The organism is Halorubrum sp. GN12_10-3_MGM, assembly GCF_005435235.1.
Classification (GTDB): domain Archaea; phylum Halobacteriota; class Halobacteria; order Halobacteriales; family Haloferacaceae; genus Halorubrum; species Halorubrum ezzemoulense.
On record NZ_SGUB01000021.1, the window covers coordinates 14,359 to 33,682 of the forward strand.

A 19,324-nucleotide genomic window follows, 5' to 3' on the forward strand; every position below is an offset into this window, starting at 1 on the left:
TGGCGACGTACAGTAACTGACTGCCTTCAATATTGGCGACAGACCGTTTGAGACCCAATGTGAACTCTCTTATTCTCCGGTCACAGGCTCACTATCATCTCTGGTGGGCGCCACCGTGGCGCGGATTTCACGGACAAGGCTGAGGACAGATTCCCACTGCTCTCGAGACCCGGGGATTGCGTACTCTTCATTACCCATGTACTCCGCGAGCGTCGTCTGGACGTTCTTCGGGTTATCAACCCGCCGAAACTCTAGGTCGCGTCCTCCGGCGACCTCAACGGACACTTTTCCATAACCGAAAAACGAGCCTGTGACGGACTGAGAAAACGAAGTGTTCTGGATTTTATCGACATGGACACGACGAACGGTTCGTCCGAGGACGCCCCGCTTTGCCCATACTGCTCGGGTTGTCAAGAGATACTGCGTCCGTCGTACCCTGAGTAGCCCCCAACTGAGAACCGCAACGCCGATGGGCACCCCCGCTAACAACCAGAGGTCGACGCTAACAGCGCCGACAAGGGCAAACACAGAGATGGCGGTTCCGACGATTATGTCTGGAAGAGCCGCTGAGAGACGCGGGCGACCCTTCCAGACAACGCGTTCATCGTCGTGTTGATACCACCAGCTGTCACTCATCTGTGTTACTTGTGTCAGTATGGATTGCCTCGTCAGTAGACGGGGCAGTCGAATCGGCCTGGGACCCGCTCTGGTCGTCGGCGACCGCCTGCCGAATGACGCGCAGTTCCGCAAGAATCGAATCAAGAACATCCTCTTTCGTCGAGTCAGACTCGGTCTGCTGTCGGCTGTCAATTTCCCTAGCGATCAGTTCCTGAACTGCTGCTGGGGCAGGGATACTTCGAAACTGAAGTTCGATCCCGGACCCGCCCGCTGTACTAACGTCAACGGAGCCGTATCCAAAGTACGAGCCGAGCGCCGACTGTGAGTACGAGATGTTTTGGACTTTGTCGAACCCAATCTGTTGGACGTCACGTGAGAGTACCCCACGTTTGCTGTAGAGGCCACGATTGGTGACCACGTAGTTCGTATTGGTGTACTGAAGATAGGACGCAGCAACGATCGGGATGCCAATAAGGACGAGTGACAGCGGAATTCCGATGATAAACGCAGGAAGGACGCTGTACTTGTGCGGGGTACTCGACCACTGGATAGACTCGCCGTCTTCAAGCGTGAGCCAGTCGAGATCCAGGTCTGAGGAATCCGTTGAACCGTCTCCCGATATGTCTTGGAGGGCCGTATCAGACATACATTATCCCAGATCACCGACCCTCAAAATAGTGGGGAAATCCACGGTTCGGAACGCAGTGTCGCAAGAGGTAGCTGAACGGGTATCGAGGAGACGGAACACGACGCCAAATGCCTGGCCCCATCGCTGGCGCCGATCGGTCAAAAACCGTCCCAGAAGCCAGTGGAGAGCGCGAGAAGTGATGGGCGATCCCACCAGACTATGCCACGGCGATGGGATATGCTCATCAGTCGGATACTTATCTGAATACCGCCTCCGACCGGCGGCACCCTCAACGGTGTACCCTTTCGAATGGTGAACTACCCTACCCTACTCACTCACGGCTGACGCCGTTCGCTCCTTGAGGGTAGGGCTTCCTGTTTCCATGACGCGCTTTGCAGACACAACGGTGTCCACAGGGAGCGCAGTCTCCACAGGCGTTGATTCGGAGTGAACCACTCCTACGTCTTCGAGGCCGCGAGAAAGGACGTTCCACGCCGCATTCGCATCTCTGTCCGCCTCAAACCCACACGCCGGACAGGAGTGTTCACGGACCCACACCGGTTTGTCCGTCTTGACACCACAGGACGCACACTCTTTCGTCGTATCTTTCGGGTCAACCGAGACGAAGTGCGTTCCTTCACGCTCGCACTTGTATTCGAGCATCCGTAGAAACGTCCCCCACGCCGCACCTGCTCGGTTCCGTGAATTACCGGGGAGTTCGACCAGCCCCTTCGCATCCAAGTCCTCAACAGCCACCAAGTCGTACTCGGTGGCGTAGTAGTTCGACAACTTGTGAAGGAAGTCTCGTCGCTTTCGCTTGAGATCGGCGTGTCGCTCGGCTACGATCTGCCGTTGTTTCTCCCAATTCGCAGAGCCGTGTTCCTTCTGCGAAAGGTCACGCTGTCCGCGTTCGAGTCGTTCGCGCTCATTGCTGAAGTTGGGGCTTTCAATAGCGTACCCATCGGTGTCGTGGGCGTACTTGAGAATCCCCACGTCGATACCAACGACCTTCTCGGGCGTCTCTGGTTTTTCAGGTGTGCTTTCCCCCACATCGATACCGAACGTGGCGTACCACTCGCCCGTGGGTTCTCGTTTGACCGTGACCTGTTTGATGGTCGCATTCTCGGGGATGTCGCGGTGGAGATGGATCGGAATCTCACCGATCTTGCTCAACCACAGGACAGACCGACCACTCGTATTCTTGAGTTTGGAGCCGGACTGGTTGTAGGTGAGCGACTGATACTCCCGAGGAGATTTCCACTTGAGCATCCCCACGGCGCGTCCGTTCTCCTTCTGCGCTTTGAGCATGGAGAGGTTGTCGTAGACGCGCTTGACGACCATCTGGAGAACTTTCGAGTGAACGTCCCCGAGGTCGTCCCACCACTCTTTGAGGGCGGGGAGCTGTCCTTGTATCTTGTATCGGGTGGGGATGTCGTCTGCCTCGTTGAGCAGGTAGAGGACGTGGTTGTAGAGTTGCCTACAAGTATCAACGTGGTACAGAAGCGTCTCGGCAACGGCTTCCGGCGGGTCGAGTCGATACTTGTAGTTGTATTGCATGGCCTATTCGTCTGGGTCAGGGTTGGAGACGCGGACGACTTTCACGTCGGCCCCGCGCCAGCGTTTGGGCACAATGACGTGGGCGCTATTTCCTGACGGTTTTGCGGTTCCGTCGAGGACTTCTTCGCCTTCAATTTCAAATCTATCCATCGCTAATGTATAGACTTTGGATAAACATAAGAGTAGCGGTGGGCCTGTGGGCCGAGTGTCGGGGATGTATGAGAACTGTGCGGCGTTGACGAGACGCCCAGCGTCTCGTTCGCACACCAGAAATCTCCGATTTCTGGGGACGCTGTATCCCCTCCCTACTGCGCTACTCGGTCGCTTCGCTCCCTGCGTTGCTCCTTGAGGAAGGGGAATTAGCGCCTAAATCCAGGTAATTGGAGCTTCAGTAGGGGGGCCAGCGGTAGGTTCGCTCATCGCTGGCGATCATAGCATCCCGATACTGCTCATGGCGATCGGTGGGGCTGGAATGCTTGCCACTGCCGGCTACGAATTGCTCCGAACCGACCCAGAGGAGTTTAGTGCCTCTGCCATCGTCCTTCTCGTGTTGGCTGGTTCCGCCTGTCTGTCCTTTCTCGGAACAATACTCTCTGCGATAGGCAGTTTCTGAGTGGTCTGCACTAACCGCGGCTGGTCAGAAAATATCACTTTGTAAGGATTTTAACAGAGTCTCCTCACCGTGTTTCTCCGCCCGAGACACGGACTAGGAAGTATACGGGAGACGACCGATATGCCGGTATGACAGACGACGCCTCAACGGGTGGGCCTAGCTCCGAGGTTGACCGAGCCACGTCACACTCCGATACTTACTCGGATCGGGCGTACACGTGGCTTTCACGGAACGGGATCTACGTCTGGGCCGGGATTTCCGTAGTGGCAATAGCGCTCGCAGCACTTGCCGTCCCGATTTTGGCCTTCGGGTCATTAGCAGCGATCGGCGGAGAAGGGTCGATCCTCGCTGGCGGAACCGCCATCGTTCTCTTCTGTACTGTCTTGCTACTCGGTTTGGCAGTCGTACTACTCAGCTACGCATACTTAGAGGTAGATCGTCGGGGGATCCCGTTCGTCGGAGACCGCAGTACGCGGACGCTAGCATATGATAGCATCCGAACGATAGAGACGGTTGCGGCGGGAACGTTCATTGGCGGACTCCTCACAATGGTCGGACTAGCGGTTTCAGTGGGTAACGTTCCGACAATACTCTCAGTTACCGTGCTAGCTGCCGCAATCGGGCTTCCAGTAACAGTGTTAGTACACGCAGCCGGGCGCTTTGTGTTGTTTGTAGTTGACGCGAGCTAGGAACCCGTTATCAAATGAACCTTCGCGAAACTCCTTTGCCTCGGTTAACCGGTCTCGTTCATCTGCCCGAGATCCGAGAACGACTCTCCGACTCGAAGCGCGATTGGTTCACTTTCATCGCTCGAGCCAATTGAAATAGCGACAATTTCTTCTTCAGTACTAGTAATCGAAAATCGCTGATTCAGCTCTGAAGTACCTGCGATCACGGTATCGGCGAGCTCCAAGTCAACTTGGTACTCGCCGGTGGTGGTCCATACGTCGGCGTAGGCGACGATATTACTATTACCGTCTGACTCGGTCGAGGGAACGTCGAACGAAGTATCGAGGACCGTCTCGCCCTCGGGATCTACGACTTCGATCGACCCGCTGACCTCCTGATTCAGCTGGTTGAGGAGGTTGACCTCTTCGAAGATTCGGTTGCCGATCGCATTAAGGACTGTCGAGCAGCCGGCGGTGGACGCTACAGCGGCACTGGCACCGACTGCGAGGGCTCGACGTCGCGTGACGGAGTCGAATGACGAACGCGTGTGTTGATTCATCGTTGAAGGGCGTATCATCGTTGGCATTGTTGTAAATTAAAGCTGTCCGGAGTGTTTCTAGCGGTGAATCGGTCGATGAAGTGCTTTTGGGACACCGCTGTGATTGCGTCCGAAAACAGGATCTCACGGTTCTGCTGCGTGTAGATACCGGTGACCGTCAACGCAGTACGTTTGGCAAAGAAAGGTGAACGACAGTTCCGCCATCGGCGGGGCGCTCGAACTCGATACCGCCACCGAGTTGCCGAACACCCCAGTTGACAAGCCAGAGGCCAATTCCGTGATTGTGCTGGAACGGCGACTCACCGTCGGCTCGGAACGGAGTAAGTACACGGTCGGGGATGCCGGGTCCGTCGTCACGCACCGTGATTTGCGTCTCGTCATTGGCCGTAGACGGCGTCGTCTCAATTTCGACTTCCGGGGAGTCCCCACCGTGTTCGACGGCGTTCTCGACGAGCTCGCTCAAAACTAGCCGAAAAACAGCTGTATCAGCCGGTGCGGGAGCCTCCGCGGAAGACAGTTGAATCGCCGCTTCGTCGTGAGACTCACGGAGGTCGGCGACGATAGACTCCAGTACCGTTCCGACCCTGCGATCTTCGGGGTTGTCGTTGTCCTGAAGCATCTGACTGGCAGCACGCGCCTTACCGCTCAGTTCCAAGAGGCTGTTCGCAATGTCGTGAACGCTTTCGGCGTATTCTCGGACGACCTCGTCTTCCGCCGTCTCCTCAATTGTAGCCGTGTATCCCAAGACCGCGTCCATGTCGTTCCGGACGTTGTGTCTCAGTACACGGTTCAATACTTGAACCCGCTCTTCGCGGTCGCGCCGTCCGGTGACGTCCCGAGCGATAGTGACCACACGCTGCTCGCCGCCAATCTCTGTCAAGGTCGCGTTGACCTCAAGCCATACGACATCGCCGCTGGCGGTCCGCAACGCCCACTCGATGTCCCTCACCGGGTCACCGGATTTGGCCACGTCGCGGACAACCTCCCCGATTGTGTCCGCGTCGAAACCGAGTGCCGTCGCCGTCACCTCTTCTGGGTCCATATCGATGATCGTGTCGTGGTCATATCCCAGGAGCTCACACATGGTGTCGTTGACGTCAACCAGCTCCGCAGTCTGCGGGTCGTAGACTCCGATTACGTCCGTCACACCGTTGAAGATCTGTTCGAACTCTCGTTCGCGGCGCTTCCGCTCCGTGATATCACGCTGGATCGACAGAACTCGCTGTTCACCACCGATCTCGGCCGTCGCCAACGTGACCTCGATCCATGACTGCTCTTCGTCCGGCGGGGCGAGTTTCCACTCGATGGTCTTCGGTTCACCCGAACGGGCCACAGTCTGAATCAGTTCTTTACCGCGTTCCGCTGTGTACCCGTCCTCAGTTTCGCTGAGACCCTCGATACCGAGGTCGCGAATACGCTCGAGATCGTCGCACCCCACGAGCTCGTGATACGAGTCGTTCACACTGTCGAAGGAGAGCGTCTCTGGGTCGAAGATGGCGATAGCGTCGTTGACTCCGTTGAATATCTGCTCGTACTCCCGCTCGCGGCGTTTCTGTTCTGTAATATCACGCATCAGCGAGAGGACACGTCGCTGACCACCTACGGTCGCGACTGTGAGGTTCGCTTCGACGAGACGGTTGTCGCCCTCAGCGGTCTCAATTCGCCACTCGACTGTTTCATCTTCCTCGGTTTCGCCGACGTCGGTGATAAGCCGTCTCGCGCGCTCATCGGTGTACCCCTCCTCGGGAACACTGAGGTCATTGATTCCTTGTTGAAGAATCGTGTCGTAGTCGTATCCGAACAGTTCGACGTAACTGTCGTTCACGTCGACCATTTCACCCGTGTCAGGGTCGTGAACTGCGATCGCAGTGGTCACGCCGTTAAATATCTGCTCATACTCGCGCTCGCGGCGTCGCGTATCGGTAACGTCCCGAATGACTCCGACGATCCGATCGACGGCACCGCCTGGACCGCGGCTCGGATAGCCGCGTACCTCAACCCAACGTGTCTCACCGCCAACGCGGAGTCTGTGACTGAATGTGTACGGACCCGACTCCTCCTCGCGGATGTGTTCGCTCATAGCGATAAGATCCGAGCGGTACGCCTCGCGGTCCTCCGGATGAACGGCGTCGAGAACGGCCATCGGGTCGTCATACAGGCGTTCGACCGGTTGGTCGAACAAATCCGCGTAGGCCTCGTTGATAAAGAGAACCTCCGAGAGGTCCGCACGTGCCAGATAGACGACCTCATCGATATGAGTCGATATCTCGCGGAACTGACGACGCTGGCGTCGACGGTCGGTCACGTCCGTGGCGGTCGCCAACACCAGTTCCTGATCGTCTATCGTGACTGTCGTCAGCGTCGCTTCGACCCAGACGTGTTCGCCGTCAGCCGTCTCAAGCGGCCATTCGATTGGACCGACCGTTCCGCTCTCCGTCGCGGAGGTGATAACCTCCATGGCAGCGGCCTGATCGTACCCGTCGATACTCGCAGTGTAATCGCCGACCTGCATAGAAATGAGTTCCGCTCGATCATACTTCAGCAACTCACAGAGCCGCTGATTCGCATGAATCAACTCTCCCGTCTCGGGGTCATGAAGTGTGAGTGGCTCAGAGACGTTGTCGTAGATGGTCCGATAGTCGGGAGTCGGCTGTACCTCTGTCGCGGTAACCGCTCGCTTGAGCACGGTCGTCGGAGATTGTGCGAGCAGTTCCCACGGGAGATACTCCGTTACACCGGCCTCAAGCGCCTCAGCGATTGATGCCTCTGTAGGGGCGACGTACACCACCGGTGGGGCGGAGTCACGGGTGGCGTTCTGGACCACCCAGTTGCTGACCCCGGTCAGTGACGCGGCTGTGTCAGCGTCTGTCCGGTCGGCGCTGCCCGACTCAGGTGTTACCGCGGCAACCACACAATCGAACTCCTCAACTGAGCCGGGAGCGTCACGTCCGGCAGGCACTATTGAAACAGCCACGTCAAGCGAATCCTGCGCGTCTTGGAGGGTCGTTTCGACCGACGCTGGCCCCACCACGCCAATTGTCGGGTGTCGTTGCGTGAAGCCCTCGGCCATTTTCTCTGTGAGTTGAAGTTTATAGAACAATAACGCTATGGTCGTGCTACCGGTTGGTTGGGCCGGTAGACGGCTAATTTATTGAACCCCTTGGCCGCTGATAGTTTGTCGAGGCTGTGCTACATACAGAGCGCGTATCTACCCCGAGACGCCCTTTCGATAGCCTTTCCGAAGAAGTTGCCCCGTACCTACGACAGTAAGTACTACTGCGCCGGTTACAACCGCTGAGTGGACGATTTTATACGATGGAAACGGCGTGTATCGGCCGAGAATGAGCAGCGTTGTCGCTATTATCCACAGAATATACAATCCGATACTAGTTTGATGAAGCGTCTTGCGGATCATTGGTCTTTGGAAAGCAGTACACCTCTTTTTACAAGTGTCGTGGACAGTTGTCGCCAAGATAGAAGTAAGACAATCGCCCAGAACACGGTCCAGATGTTCACAAAGAGCGGTGAGCCGAGTAGCCCCTCACTAGCCAAGAACCCAGATGCGAGCAGTGGGTTTGCGATTCGCAGTACGACAATTAAGAATAGAACAAACGGAAGGAGAAGCATCCCGGTAAAAATGATCCACCGCCGTTGCTGTGAGAGCACACTAGCGGCTCGGTATAGTGGGGGACCGATAAGCAGCAGAACGATGCTGAGGCCGATAGCGAGGCGCACAGTTGGATCAACAGTCGGGAAGGCTCCACGCAGGATGACCATTTCGTCACCCCCGGACTGCGCCACAGTATACAGCCGACCGAAGGGCATTGTCGCGAAAAGAAGGCAAAATCCTGCGGACCGTTTGGCCGGTGACTCTGCCGGATTCAGTAACCGATACCCGATCCACATCAACCCGTAGCTCCAGAGGAGTCCTGCGAGCGGTGCTAAAACAATCTCGGGCGTTTTCGAACAAGCGAGCTGCCAACTGTTGAAATTTCGTGGGCCCCACGCACCACAGATGAGACGACCGACCCCCGTGTGCGCGATCTCGTGGATCTCGTTGTGTACGAAGAGCAACGCCACGAACGCGACTGCCCAGCGGCTATCTCCGTTGAAAACTAGTGGTTGCTCAGAGTTCATCGACGGTAGCCGACCCACGGCACTGTTCCTCCGTTAGAAACGGTCTGTCCATACCGAGCTCATATGATCTTCGGGTGACAGCGGCACAGTAGTTAGCTCGATTGGAATCACAGCGACCCGCGTAACTTATCAAGTAAAACACTTTTTTGCGGAGAGGCGATCGCTGATGATGTTCCAGCGCCATGTGTTTCTATACGATGGTTGGGTTAATAATGGCTAATAGGGTGTTTCAGGAGCAGAAACGTACGATTCGGTAGGTGAATCTGACCTGATAAGAAGCGGGGTGAGCGAACTGTAAACCTGAAGTTCCTACCGGTCGGGATTCCTCCGCGTTCACGCGGAGGAGGATGTCAATAACAACGCCAGGAGCAAACCAGGCGAACAACGCAAATCAGTTGATCACGATGGTTGGTCGACTCCGAAACCACCGACACTGCTTGCTGCCCAGCCACCAATCCGACCGAAAATCAGACCGAACACCGGCGAGAGACACAGAAGCATCACGACGGCGATAAGGAAGAACACTGTCGTGTTGAGTGACCATGCTACGCTCGTGGCTTCTGTAAGCATAAATCCAGATACCGCAACTATACCGCCTAGAAAGCCAGCACGGAGCCCAACAGCGTCCGGTTCTACCGACCGCTTAGCTGCGATCGCGCCAGCGATCATTGGCCCAACTATTATCGCCCCGCCACCGGCGGTCGCTTCAGAGTTCGGAAGCCAATTTATTACAGCAGTTGCGGGTAGTGAAGCTATGGTTCCGAGAATCACAACGTGCCAGACCTGAGGAATTCGACGGCCCCGGGTGTTCGAGGGCATACGCTGTATTCTACAACTGTACGTATAATCCACTTCGTGAGTTGCTGACTCTGAAACGGCGACAGAACAACACCGATATTAGTGACCGGGATATAAGCTTGTAAACTGCGGTTCAACCGGACGACACGTATATACTGGCTGACGGGAAAACATCGATAGAACGAGGAGGCCCCTACGTGAATGGAGTTGGAACATCGTCTCGCAGAAGCACCGATAGGAGTTATCACCGTCCGAGACGGGATGGTGCGCGCGTGGAATGATCAGGCGGCCGATATCCTCACAACCGACACGCCTGACGGTGAGCCGATTGCTGAGGTGTTTCCCCAGTCGGTCGAAGGGTCGCTCACAAAGGCGTTTGAACGGACATCGGTATCTGATGTAGCATTCGAAGAGTACTATCCAGAAGTCGACCGCTGGCTGTCAGTGTCAGTTGTTCCTGATGACGATGCGGCAACTGTCTACATTACCGACATCACTGAAAAACGCACCAACAAGCAAACGATCGAACGGCTTCGTTCGGAGTCTGAGCGGGCCGAGATGGTCGATACTCTGATCGCCGACGTGCTTGAGGGGTTGGTCGGAGCTACGTCTCAAGACGCGATCATGGAGACAATCCGGGACCAACTGGGGACATCGGACCAGTATCGGTTCGTATGGACTGGTGAGTGCGCTGTCGACAGTGACGAGCTGGTCATCACCGGTGTTGGGGGTGAGCAAGGAGAGCTGTTCCCGGCTCTCCGTGAGGCGGTGAAGCAGGGACAGGCTACCCCCGAACGGCGAGCAGTCGAACAACAGCGCCCCGAGTTGGTAGAGTCGTTAAGCGAGAATCCGTCAGTCCCGGACGCGGTTCGTGCCGCTGGGTTCGCGGACGGAGTCCAATCGGTGTTCGCGCTGCCGTTGGTCTACGGCTCCAGCGTGTACGGCGTCGTCGGTGTCTACGCGGGAACCGAAACCGCATTCAGCGATCACGTACAGGCCAGCTTTGAGACGCTCGGCGAACTGGCCGGGTACGCGATCAACGCGACACAGAATCGGAAGCTGTTGTTTTCCGACACCCTCACCGAAGTTACGTTCGGACTCACGGAGAACTCCCCGCTGGTACGTGTGAGCGACACCTGCGACGCGGAACTCGCGCTTGAGGGGACCGTAATGCCGAGTGATACTGGTCTCACGTGTTTCTTATCAGTCACGGGTGCCGATCCGGACACCGTCGTTGAGACCGTCGAAGCGGTTCCGAGTGCTCAGGCCGGTCGTGTGGTCCGTCAGTCGGACACTGAGCGCGGCCGGATTCAGGTGACGCTGGGTGAGGAAGTCCCGCTCGTTGCGGCAATCAACCGTGGTGCGACGATACAGACGGCGGTGTTTAACGGCGATGACAGCCAGCTGATCGTCGAACTGTCTCCCGACGCGAACGTGCGTCGGCTGGCAAACGTGCTCGGTGATGACGGACCGACACCCGTTCTCGCACGACAGGACAAAACCCGCTCACCGACGACCACGCGAGAATTTCGAAACGAACTCAATGAACGGCTTACTGACCGACAGGCGACCGTCTTGCGAACGGCCTATCTCGCGGACTACTTCACGTCCCCGCGTGGAAGTACGGCCGAGGAGGTTGCGACGTCGCTCGGCATTACCGGATCGACGCTGCTCCACCATCTCCGGGCGAGCCAGCGCAAGCTGTTGGACGCATTCTACAACGAACACGAGGATAGTAGCGGATAGCGGTCGCAATTCGCCGTGTCACGCCCGATCGACATGCGCCCGATTGCTCTCACACGAAGGCGAGTCTGGATAGTTAGATATCCTCGCTGCGGAGACTCTGAATACTGAGCATATTCCACCAAGTGTGTTCCGTTACATCGTCATCACATGGCAGTGCGACACAAGTCGCGCGGCGAGCAGACTGAGGAACCGACCGACGAGCTATCGACGGAAGAGCTACTCAACCTCTTCGGCGACGAATACACCCGGCGAGTGTTCGAGGCGGTTTCCGAACAGCCTCGCGGCGGGCGCGCCGTCGCGCAGGCCGCTGATGTTTCTCGGCCGACGGCTTACCGGCGTCTCAACGAGCTTCAGGACGCCGGATTGGTCACGAGCGAGTGTTACGTCGCATCCGACGGCCATCACCGAGAGCAGTTCAGCGCCTCCGCACAGCACCTCTCCGTGTCGCTCGACGGTGGCGACATCGAGGCGTCGATCAGTCTGAGCTGCTAGGACCGAAGGAAACGCTTGGTCTGCCCAGATGAGTACACGCTTGCGGCCAGTCAGTCGTATCGGGTCTGAGGTCTCGATCAGCGGGGCGGCGGTGCGCGTAGTTGTGACAGCGGTAACGTTCATCGCTACACTTGCTGCTGTGGGGCTGGTACTCGCGCAATTCTCAACGCCGGACGTGTTGACCAACCTCCCAAATCAACTTCCCACGCTCTGTGGGGTAGCAGCGGTGATACTCGTCTTATACTATCTGTTCGGAACCAGTCCCGCCGCGTACGGACTCTCTCTGGGTCGACGGTGGCTCGGTGACTTCGCCGGCGGTGCCGTAATCGGCGTGCTGTTTCAGGCCGTTTCGACGGCCGCGATTCTCGCTACCGGGAGCGGGAGGATCGTTGGTTCGTGGTCAATGGGAGTCTTCAACGACCCCGTGACCGTCGGACTCGCGATCGGAGCGACGGCCGCTGCGTTCGTTATCGTCGGGTTGTGGGAGGACTTTCTCTTCCGAGGCGTACTGATCCGTGAGCTCGTTGTCGGGTTTACGTCTCGCAGGGTCTCAAGGCCGGCTGCCACGGGGAGCGCGGTCGTCGTATCGGCTCTCGTGTTCGGAGCGCTTCACTTGAACGCTGGCGCGGCGGGACTCTCAGCGTCGGTCGCCGTGACACAGGCGGTGGTTGGGGGGCTGTATTTCGGCCTCGCGTACGTCCTCACCGACAGCCTCGCGCTCCCAGTCGGCATCCACTTCTCGACCAATCTCTGGACGACGGTCGTGTTCGGGCAACCGGAAAGCGGATATCCAGCGGCGTTTCGGCTCACCCGACCGTTCGATCTCAGCGCCGACCTCATCGTCGTCTTACTTCTCCCGACGGCCGTACTCGTCACGGCGGTTGTTTTGTGGGTTCGCGCAACGCGGGGGGAGATTTCAGAAGCGTCACTCCAGAGAGTCGGAGAACAGTGACATCAATTTCGAACAGACGATTTGTATGACGAACGAACAAGCCGCACTTCGGTCATATCTCCGTTCAGTTCGTACAGCACTCCTCGCTGTGGCAACCGCAGTTCTCACAGCAGGGCTTGTCATCGCCGGTGAAGACGGACTAGGATTTCCGATGTTTGTTCTCACGCTCTGTATCTGTGCGTATGCTTTTGTTTCGCCGCTACTTGGTAGAGTATAAGCGGATAGCACGCCGTGTGCTAACCGGATAAGGTTTCGACAAAATAATTTCATCAAACGTATGAATTGATCGTACCATGCTCGCCACGGTCGGGGGTGTAAATGTTACTTTGGGAATAGTGCTGCTACTCATCGCAGCTCACACCAGCCGACAGTATTCGGGGGTGGGCACACGGAGTTTTGTTGCTTGTATAGTTGGGCTGGGAGTGTGGACAGCCGCTGGCGGCGTCAACGATATTATAGAGACGGCAAGGCGAATACACCCGCCTTTAGGCGGGTGATGAAGCCGACATGGTGGGAAGCTATCCACTAGCCGAACGTCTGTACAGAGTTTCACAGACGGAGATTTAATTGACAGGCCGCTCTATGCGAAGGTAGGAATCGGTCGGAACGGAGCGGATTCCGGACCGTCCTTCAGAGGCGGCCTGTCCGCCCGCGTAACGAGACAGTATCTGAAAGGGTAGTCGGTGAACGCTACATCCTCGAAGGGTGTGTCTGTGCCGACCGCTCAAAGCACGCGACACGATATCCCCAACTCCGCTGACGCCTGCTGGCGCCCCCGTGGCAAAAACAACATTGGGACGCCATACATGGTCGAGGATAGGGGTAACGGCGGCTTGGCACCGCCAGCAGTCCACCACATCGACGCTGTGGGACTACCCGTGCCCGAAAGGTGTGGTAGTCCGGTGATCGGACTGGAAACCTGAAACTCCCACCGCTCGGGATTCCTCCGCGTTTACGCGGAGGAGGATGTCAATAGTGTCTACGAATTGGGGGCGTCCAACGGAGACGGCATGTCGTCGGCGGTGGAGTCAACGCCGTCGATCATCGCGTTCGGACTCCAAGGGCCCAGGATCGCAGAGTGGGTGCTTCAAACGGTAGTTCCAGTGTTGTATGCTCTGTTTATTCTCGCGTATACGACTCAAACGGACCGCCGCGAGCGGCTATTGTTGTTCGTGCTTGTTCCATTCGGACTACTGTACACTGGTGGAACCATGTCCTCTACACTAGTCTCACTAATACTTGATAACCTCCCAGCTGGGTTCAGCGAGATGCTACTTCCTCTCCTACAGTTCGCTATATCAATCTCCTTCTTTGTAACTGGATCAATCGTGCTGCTCAGCCTTGGACAGTTGTGGCGAACGCTACACCGATATCAGCACGTCTCAACGCGATTGACACTAGGTCTAGCGGTGATTGTGCCGCCGGTATGGTTCGCAGAGAGGTTCTTCATCGCCTTGGCTGAGACTCCGCTAGCGAGAGCAGCCATTCCCGTCCCGTTTGTGATCCTGTCGACGTGTACAGCGTGGCTGGCAGTCACCCGATTCGGGCTGTTTGAGGAGATACCAGCGGCCTTGGCCGTCGCTCGACAAGACATCGTCGCCGAAATGCCAGACGCGGCCATCACAGTCACGGATGGACATTCTATCCTTGACTGGAATGCTGCTACAGCAGATCTGTTTGAGCGGGAGTTTAATACAGTAGTCGGTCAGGACCTTGCCACCATACTGCCGGATACATTCGACATCAAGCGGTTACTCGCGGGGGGACAGACAACGTGTCGGCTGCCAGGCAGCGATCGCGTGCTAGAAGCCTCATCAAGCCGGATTACCGACAGCGACGACCGCACACTTGGGCACACCCTGATCTTCCGCGATATAACAGACAGCCGACAAAATGCACGTCGTGCGGAGGTTCTGAGTCGCGTGCTTCGGCACAACATACGAAACAGGGCTGACGTGGCAACCGCGCACCTTCGACAGTTGACCGACAGTCCCACTCCCGACACGGCGGACAAGATAGCGACGACGGTCGAGGAGGAACTGTCGGCGTTGCGTGATCTTGGAGGTACTGCCCGCGAGATAGAGTCAGTGTTACAGGCCGACAAGCGTACGGGTAATCGATCCGTCGAGGAACTCATCCGTCACGCCATCGAGGAGGTCCAGCACGCAGAGGTCGTCAACGATGGCCACGAGTGTGCTGGTGGCGTCTCGTCCGTCCCCGTCGTGATAGACACACCACCGGCAGAGACACGCGCTAACGGGGAGATTCTGATACCAGTCATTCGTGAGCTGGTGTCGAACGCAGTCGAACACGGGGGGTCCGCTCCGGAGCCGCATGTCAGCGTACGGGTGAAGGAGACCAGCGATACCGAGAGAGTAGATCAATGGTGGATCGATGTCGCTGACAGCGGCGCCGGGATCAGCAACCACGAGGTAGAAGTGTTCGAAGACGCTGAAGAACAGCCACTACAGCACGGCAAAGGCCTCGGGCTCTGGCTCGTCTGGTGGGGCGTCGACCGGCTCGGCGGAGAGGTCTCGTTCGATATCGACAGGGGGACGACCGTCACCGTCGAACTGCCGGGATCGCTGCTCAGCTACGAGTAATATTCTCTGACTAGTTGCGGTCAGTACAGGCCACTCAGAAACTGCCCATCGCAGAGAGTATTGTTCCGAGAAAGGACAGACAGGCGGAACCAGCCAACACGAGAAGGACGATAGCAGAGGCAGTAAACTCCTCTGGGTCAGTTCGAAGCAAATCGTAGCCGGCAGTGGCAAGCATTCCAGCTCCACCGATCGCCATGAGCAGTATCGGGATACTACGATCGCCAGCGATGAGCGAACCTACCGCTGGCCCCCCTATTGAAGCTCCAATTACGACGAATGAGCCAGTGTAGATGTACAGATCTTCCATAGGTGGTATAATGACACGTGACTAATTGTAGTTTGGATACGATGTCCGTCTTGTTACCTTTACGGTTCTCATCGACCGGCTGTTTTAGATAAACATCTATCTGAAGAATAGGGTCTCAACAAAGCCGGTGAAGTCGTTACGGCTCGTCACGAATGGGAGCTGAGCAGTTCACCGGCACGCTCGGGATCCGGAACGAATGCGATCGATGACCTCGGTTCCTGGGCGGAGTCGCCGTCCTTAGAGTTGTAAGTCCGATCGAAAAACACCGTTCCAGCGTCCAGCCAGAGCGGACTTCCGAACAGCCCACGCTCGACCGAGACGTCCCGGACACCGTCGTATGACGCCGACCACTGTGGTCGTCCGAGGTATCGGTCGTACGCCACCACTTTGGACTCGTAAAATTCGTATTCGACGCCGCCGAGCGCCAACAGCAAATGTACCGCACTTATTGTCGAGAGGCTTCCAACGAGACCGAAGAAAATCGCAGCCAGGCTCGCGGACACGACGATAGCACCGTCCAACAGGGCATAAAGGGCGAGAACGATCAACCCCGCTATACCCACCCGTATCGTGAGCTGTCTCCAGTGGCCGAAGCGGTTATCGACGACACCACCAGTCGTCATCGCGTTCACCACTCCTGCGGCGAGGATAGAGGAGCGAACCGGCGCCATCGTCTCGCGAGGTTCTCCATCCGGGATCGACGACTGAGACGGAACGGGTACGTTCTTTTCCGGTTCGGAGTCCAACCACCCTTGAGATATCGTTTCATCGTTGCGGTCGGACGTCGAGTCCGACTGCCAGCCCTCGGGGCGAGCACGCGCCGCGTACCAACCGTAGGCGAGCCGAGACACGATTAGCACGGACGCGGAAACCGTCATCCCAGCACGTGTTATCTCCAATCCCTCGCCGGAGAGGGTCGTAAGCGTCCACCGAGAGACGAGCCATAACAGCCCACCGTAGACAGCGAATATCAGTACTCGCTTCCGGGGGACGACCGCCGAGGCAGAGATGATCTCGTGGCCCTCTGAGGCCACATATGCCCGCAGCACCAGCCACGATTTCGTCGCTGCCGCGACGAGACCCCCACCTAATAAGAGCAGTGTAGCCGGCGAGCGCCACAGCTCTCTGGGGATGTCGACGGCGGCGACGTACGCCGTTGTGCTCGCTGAAAAAACAAGTATGAACACGGCTCCCCAGACCACCGGAATGTTTCGAAGGTGAATTCCCGGAAGGCGGTCAGTAACGGCGATTGATCCACGCTTGTGGGATAGAAGCCGGAACGGACGTTGAAAAAGAGTCGACTGACGATCCGGTTCGGGCTGCGAGAGCAGCTGTTGTACCGTTGTCCGGAGGGTCAGAAGGAGGAGATCAATCCAGTACAAGACGGTGACGGCTAGCAGCGAGAGGTGTCCGTACAGGAGGACGAGCACTGCGGCGACGGCCTCGACGCAAGCTGACCCGAAGAGTATTCTGCGATCCCCGATCAGACGCATGGATGGCATGACCCGAAACGTTCGAAATCGCGTACAGACCCGCGTTGGCGGGTGACGTGTGAGTCGGGCGTAACGCGCGATATCGGTCGAACGAGCAAGCGAGTGGCGGCATCGTTACTCGAATGCGCACCGACAGACGTGTCGTCGGTGGAGGGTGTCCTGATACCAACGACGGGGTCACAAAACGGTACAGCGATACTGGACAGCAAGTCGGGGGTGAAGGGCGCTACCGGTAACGCGTCTCGCACGGACAATCATAACTCGACGAGTCAAAATAAGTGTGGGGGCATGTCTCGCGACCCGAAACATCGAATTGTCCAATATGACGAGACCCTGCGAATTTTCCTTACACGTGAATTTAATCCCACTGTGGGTGAACCCCACGACTTTAGCCGTGAGAAGAGGTCAGAGCAGCATCTGATCACTCCTCTTTTCGACTAATAAGCTGTGGAATAAGCACACCAACGACAATCACAACAGCGATAGTTATCCATGTGGGCAAGTCGGTGAAGCTACTCATTGACACGAGAAGGATAACTGTAGCTACCCCAAGCAGAATCATCACCTCATTTTCGTGCGAGATCATACCAGTTGAGTAGCGATTGGCTGAGAAATACAATCATTCTACCGGGTATGATTCTAATTCAGAAACACGCCAGTATCAATATATAATCGCATACTGATGGTCTGGTATGTCGCAATCAGCGAATGTATTCCGCAGTCCGGTCGTCCGTTGGGGGATGCCCGCTATGACGGCCGCTATTATTGTAGCTATCGCGTTCCTCGTTATTGAAGATCAGACACTTAGATTAGCGATGTTGGGGGTTGCCGTCGCTGACTTCCTTGTCACGCCACAGATACTGAAACGCGCTGCTCAGAGCGCATAGCTGGCTCCCAACAGAAAGAGGGTCACTTGATTATAAGAGCTAACATAAAAAAGAGTGTTTCTGGCCTAGAAGCAAGAAATAATGTTAAACAGGTAGCCGGGCCAAAGTGATGATAGGTGTTGTATCGGGTGGTGGTCCAACCAGTTACCATGCGTACTCGCACGGAGAAACGGGCGCGGTAACAATGCCAAATAGAGATGTGAGCAACCGATGAGTGATGGTCGTCACACGGCGATTCCGTTACGTGAGTTTCCAGACCCTGCGCTCGCATACATCGTCGACGGTGACGATGCTCGCGTGACCGCCGCAAATGACGCCTTCGAGCGGCAGTTCGAACAGGAGCTGGTGGGCGGACGCGTGTCGACGATATTCGACCGGTTCAACAGCTGCGATACGACCGGTGACCGGGAGCCAGTCTCGCATCTCGTCCGCGGCGATCGGATCGGCATCCGGCTGGACGGATACGGCAACCGAGGCCCGTTCTTCGCTCGCGTAATCCCGTCGGATGACGACACCGGGTACCTGGTGTTTTCAGACCTCCGCGAGTGTCCCGACGAAGGCTATTCACCGGGTGTTGATCAAGTGAGCAGCGTTATCAGCCACGACCTTCGGAACCCGCTCGACGTCGCGAAGGCCCACCTCCGGGCAGCAGAGGAGACCGGCGATCCCGAACACTTCGAGTCGGTCGCAGACGCACACGATCGGATGGAACAGATTATCCGTGATGTCCTAACGCTGACGCGCGACGAGGCTGTCGTTCAACCCACAGAGGAGGTCGCAATCGAGACCGCTGCGAGAGACGCGTGGGAGTCGATCGATACCGAACAGGTCGAACTGACGGTTTCGGAGTCGCTGCCGACGGTTACCGCGGACTCCGATCGGCTCCAACGGTTGTTTGAAAACGTGTTCCGAAATAGCGTTGAACACGGTGTCTCAACCGATGAAACGGGTAGCGAACAAACCACAGAGTCACCAGCAAACGGCCATCCGGGCGCCCAAGGCGAGCAGACAGGCGAGAGCGCGACTGTAGTTGTTCACCCACTGGAAGGGGGGTTTTATGTCGCAGACGACGGCCCGGGAATCCCGCCCGCGAAGCGTGACGTCGTCTTCACTCCCGGATATTCAACGCGGAGTGGTGGGACCGGCCTTGGCCTGGCGATCGTCGACCGAATCGTCGAAGCACACGGCTGGAATCTGACGCTCACAGCAGCGGATGACGGCGGTGCGCGGTTTGAAATTACCTTTTAATTGACGGGGGAGCCACC

General features: G+C 57.0%; 16 protein-coding genes. 6 read left to right on the forward strand and 10 right to left on the reverse strand.

What is annotated here, in order from left to right; translation table 11 throughout:
• Positions 1 to 69: 69 nt before the first annotated feature.
• From EXE47_RS13985 to EXE47_RS14000, 4 genes are all read right to left on the reverse strand, one after another.
• On the reverse strand, positions 70 to 636 hold the full coding sequence (locus EXE47_RS13985) for a PH domain-containing protein (RefSeq protein WP_049933029.1): 567 nt from the start codon (positions 634 to 636) through the stop codon (positions 70 to 72).
• Positions 629 to 1,264 carry a PH domain-containing protein gene (locus tag EXE47_RS13990; RefSeq protein ID WP_049933030.1) on the reverse strand — a complete coding sequence of 212 codons (636 nt, stop codon included), beginning with the start codon at positions 1,262 to 1,264 and terminating at the stop codon, positions 629 to 631. The genes EXE47_RS13985 and EXE47_RS13990 overlap by 8 nt, the downstream gene beginning before the upstream one ends.
• Before the next feature lie 309 nt (positions 1,265 to 1,573).
• A complete protein-coding gene (locus EXE47_RS13995; protein WP_089309344.1) occupies positions 1,574 to 2,803 on the reverse strand; it encodes an RNA-guided endonuclease TnpB family protein in 1,230 nt (409 codons plus the stop codon).
• Positions 2,804 to 2,806: 3 nt separating this feature from the next.
• Entirely contained in the window at positions 2,807 to 2,953 is a 147-nt protein-coding gene (locus EXE47_RS14000) for a DUF2080 family transposase-associated protein (protein ID WP_137703633.1), read from the reverse strand.
• 591 nt (positions 2,954 to 3,544) lie between these two features.
• On the opposite strand from EXE47_RS14000, the gene EXE47_RS14010 reads away from it, so the two are divergent.
• Positions 3,545 to 4,105, forward strand: a complete 561-nt coding sequence (locus tag EXE47_RS14010; protein ID WP_129452611.1) for a hypothetical protein — start codon at positions 3,545 to 3,547, stop codon at positions 4,103 to 4,105.
• A gap of 44 nt (positions 4,106 to 4,149) precedes the next feature.
• On the opposite strand, the gene EXE47_RS14015 is transcribed toward EXE47_RS14010, so the two are convergent.
• The 3 genes from EXE47_RS14015 to EXE47_RS14030 form a co-directional block, all read right to left on the reverse strand.
• Positions 4,150 to 4,644, reverse strand: a complete 495-nt coding sequence (locus EXE47_RS14015; protein WP_049933032.1) for a hypothetical protein — start codon at positions 4,642 to 4,644, stop codon at positions 4,150 to 4,152.
• A 157-nt stretch (positions 4,645 to 4,801) separates the two neighbouring features.
• The gene (locus EXE47_RS14020) at positions 4,802 to 7,714 is read right to left on the reverse strand and encodes a PAS domain S-box protein (RefSeq protein WP_089309346.1); all 2,913 of its coding nucleotides are present in this window, start codon (positions 7,712 to 7,714) and stop codon (positions 4,802 to 4,804) included.
• A gap of 1,466 nt (positions 7,715 to 9,180) precedes the next feature.
• On the reverse strand, positions 9,181 to 9,600 hold the full coding sequence (locus tag EXE47_RS14030; protein ID WP_080508647.1) for a DUF5518 domain-containing protein: 420 nt from the start codon (positions 9,598 to 9,600) through the stop codon (positions 9,181 to 9,183).
• 180 nt (positions 9,601 to 9,780) lie between these two features.
• Between EXE47_RS14030 and EXE47_RS14035 the strand changes: the two genes are divergently transcribed.
• From EXE47_RS14035 to EXE47_RS14050, 4 genes are all read left to right on the forward strand, one after another.
• On the forward strand, positions 9,781 to 11,325 hold the full coding sequence (locus tag EXE47_RS14035) for a bacterio-opsin activator domain-containing protein (protein WP_089309348.1): 1,545 nt from the start codon (positions 9,781 to 9,783) through the stop codon (positions 11,323 to 11,325).
• 147 nt (positions 11,326 to 11,472) lie between these two features.
• The gene (locus EXE47_RS14040; protein ID WP_049933035.1) at positions 11,473 to 11,817 is read left to right on the forward strand and encodes a winged helix-turn-helix domain-containing protein; all 345 of its coding nucleotides are present in this window, start codon (positions 11,473 to 11,475) and stop codon (positions 11,815 to 11,817) included.
• 28 nt (positions 11,818 to 11,845) lie between these two features.
• Positions 11,846 to 12,769: a CPBP family intramembrane glutamic endopeptidase gene (locus tag EXE47_RS14045; protein WP_080508648.1), complete on the forward strand. Its 924-nt coding sequence runs from the start codon at positions 11,846 to 11,848 to the stop codon at positions 12,767 to 12,769.
• Positions 12,770 to 13,980: 1,211 nt separating this feature from the next.
• Positions 13,981 to 15,372: a sensor histidine kinase gene (locus tag EXE47_RS14050; protein WP_158413994.1), complete on the forward strand. Its 1,392-nt coding sequence runs from the start codon at positions 13,981 to 13,983 to the stop codon at positions 15,370 to 15,372.
• Positions 15,373 to 15,406: 34 nt separating this feature from the next.
• Here EXE47_RS14050 and EXE47_RS14055 read toward each other — a convergent pair whose 3' ends face one another.
• The 3 genes from EXE47_RS14055 to EXE47_RS18520 form a co-directional block, all read right to left on the reverse strand.
• The gene (locus tag EXE47_RS14055) at positions 15,407 to 15,679 is read right to left on the reverse strand and encodes a hypothetical protein (protein WP_089309258.1); all 273 of its coding nucleotides are present in this window, start codon (positions 15,677 to 15,679) and stop codon (positions 15,407 to 15,409) included.
• Between the two features lie 146 nt (positions 15,680 to 15,825).
• A complete protein-coding gene (locus EXE47_RS14060) occupies positions 15,826 to 17,172 on the reverse strand; it encodes a hypothetical protein (RefSeq protein ID WP_089309259.1) in 1,347 nt (448 codons plus the stop codon).
• 421 nt (positions 17,173 to 17,593) lie between these two features.
• Positions 17,594 to 17,758, reverse strand: coding sequence for a hypothetical protein (locus EXE47_RS18520; protein ID WP_155120059.1), 165 nt, complete (start codon positions 17,756 to 17,758; stop codon positions 17,594 to 17,596).
• Positions 17,759 to 18,269: 511 nt separating this feature from the next.
• Here EXE47_RS18520 and EXE47_RS14070 point away from each other — a divergent pair.
• Entirely contained in the window at positions 18,270 to 19,307 is a 1,038-nt protein-coding gene (locus EXE47_RS14070; protein WP_089309260.1) for a HAMP domain-containing sensor histidine kinase, read from the forward strand.
• The last annotated feature ends 17 nt before the right edge of the window (positions 19,308 to 19,324 follow it).

Bases quoted from the DNA above. Each gene is read 5' to 3' on its own strand.
- EXE47_RS13985 (WP_049933029.1), bottom strand. From the start codon at position 636: ATGAGTGACAGCTGGTGGTATCAACACGACGATGAACGCGTTGTCTGG.
- EXE47_RS13990 (WP_049933030.1), bottom strand. From the start codon at position 1,264: ATGTCTGATACGGCCCTCCAAGACATATCGGGAGACGGTTCAACGGAT.
- EXE47_RS13995 (WP_089309344.1), bottom strand. From the start codon at position 2,803: ATGCAATACAACTACAAGTATCGACTCGACCCGCCGGAAGCCGTTGCC.
- EXE47_RS14000 (WP_137703633.1), bottom strand. From the start codon at position 2,953: ATGGATAGATTTGAAATTGAAGGCGAAGAAGTCCTCGACGGAACCGCA.
- EXE47_RS14010 (WP_129452611.1), top strand. From the start codon at position 3,545: ATGACAGACGACGCCTCAACGGGTGGGCCTAGCTCCGAGGTTGACCGA.
- EXE47_RS14015 (WP_049933032.1), bottom strand. From the start codon at position 4,644: ATGAATCAACACACGCGTTCGTCATTCGACTCCGTCACGCGACGTCGA.
- EXE47_RS14020 (WP_089309346.1), bottom strand. From the start codon at position 7,714: ATGGCCGAGGGCTTCACGCAACGACACCCGACAATTGGCGTGGTGGGG.
- EXE47_RS14030 (WP_080508647.1), bottom strand. From the start codon at position 9,600: ATGCCCTCGAACACCCGGGGCCGTCGAATTCCTCAGGTCTGGCACGTT.
- EXE47_RS14035 (WP_089309348.1), top strand. From the start codon at position 9,781: ATGGAGTTGGAACATCGTCTCGCAGAAGCACCGATAGGAGTTATCACC.
- EXE47_RS14040 (WP_049933035.1), top strand. From the start codon at position 11,473: ATGGCAGTGCGACACAAGTCGCGCGGCGAGCAGACTGAGGAACCGACC.
- EXE47_RS14045 (WP_080508648.1), top strand. From the start codon at position 11,846: ATGAGTACACGCTTGCGGCCAGTCAGTCGTATCGGGTCTGAGGTCTCG.
- EXE47_RS14050 (WP_158413994.1), top strand. From the start codon at position 13,981: ATGTCCTCTACACTAGTCTCACTAATACTTGATAACCTCCCAGCTGGG.
- EXE47_RS14055 (WP_089309258.1), bottom strand. From the start codon at position 15,679: ATGGAAGATCTGTACATCTACACTGGCTCATTCGTCGTAATTGGAGCT.
- EXE47_RS14060 (WP_089309259.1), bottom strand. From the start codon at position 17,172: ATGCGTCTGATCGGGGATCGCAGAATACTCTTCGGGTCAGCTTGCGTC.
- EXE47_RS18520 (WP_155120059.1), bottom strand. From the start codon at position 17,758: ATGATCTCGCACGAAAATGAGGTGATGATTCTGCTTGGGGTAGCTACA.
- EXE47_RS14070 (WP_089309260.1), top strand. From the start codon at position 18,270: ATGAGTGATGGTCGTCACACGGCGATTCCGTTACGTGAGTTTCCAGAC.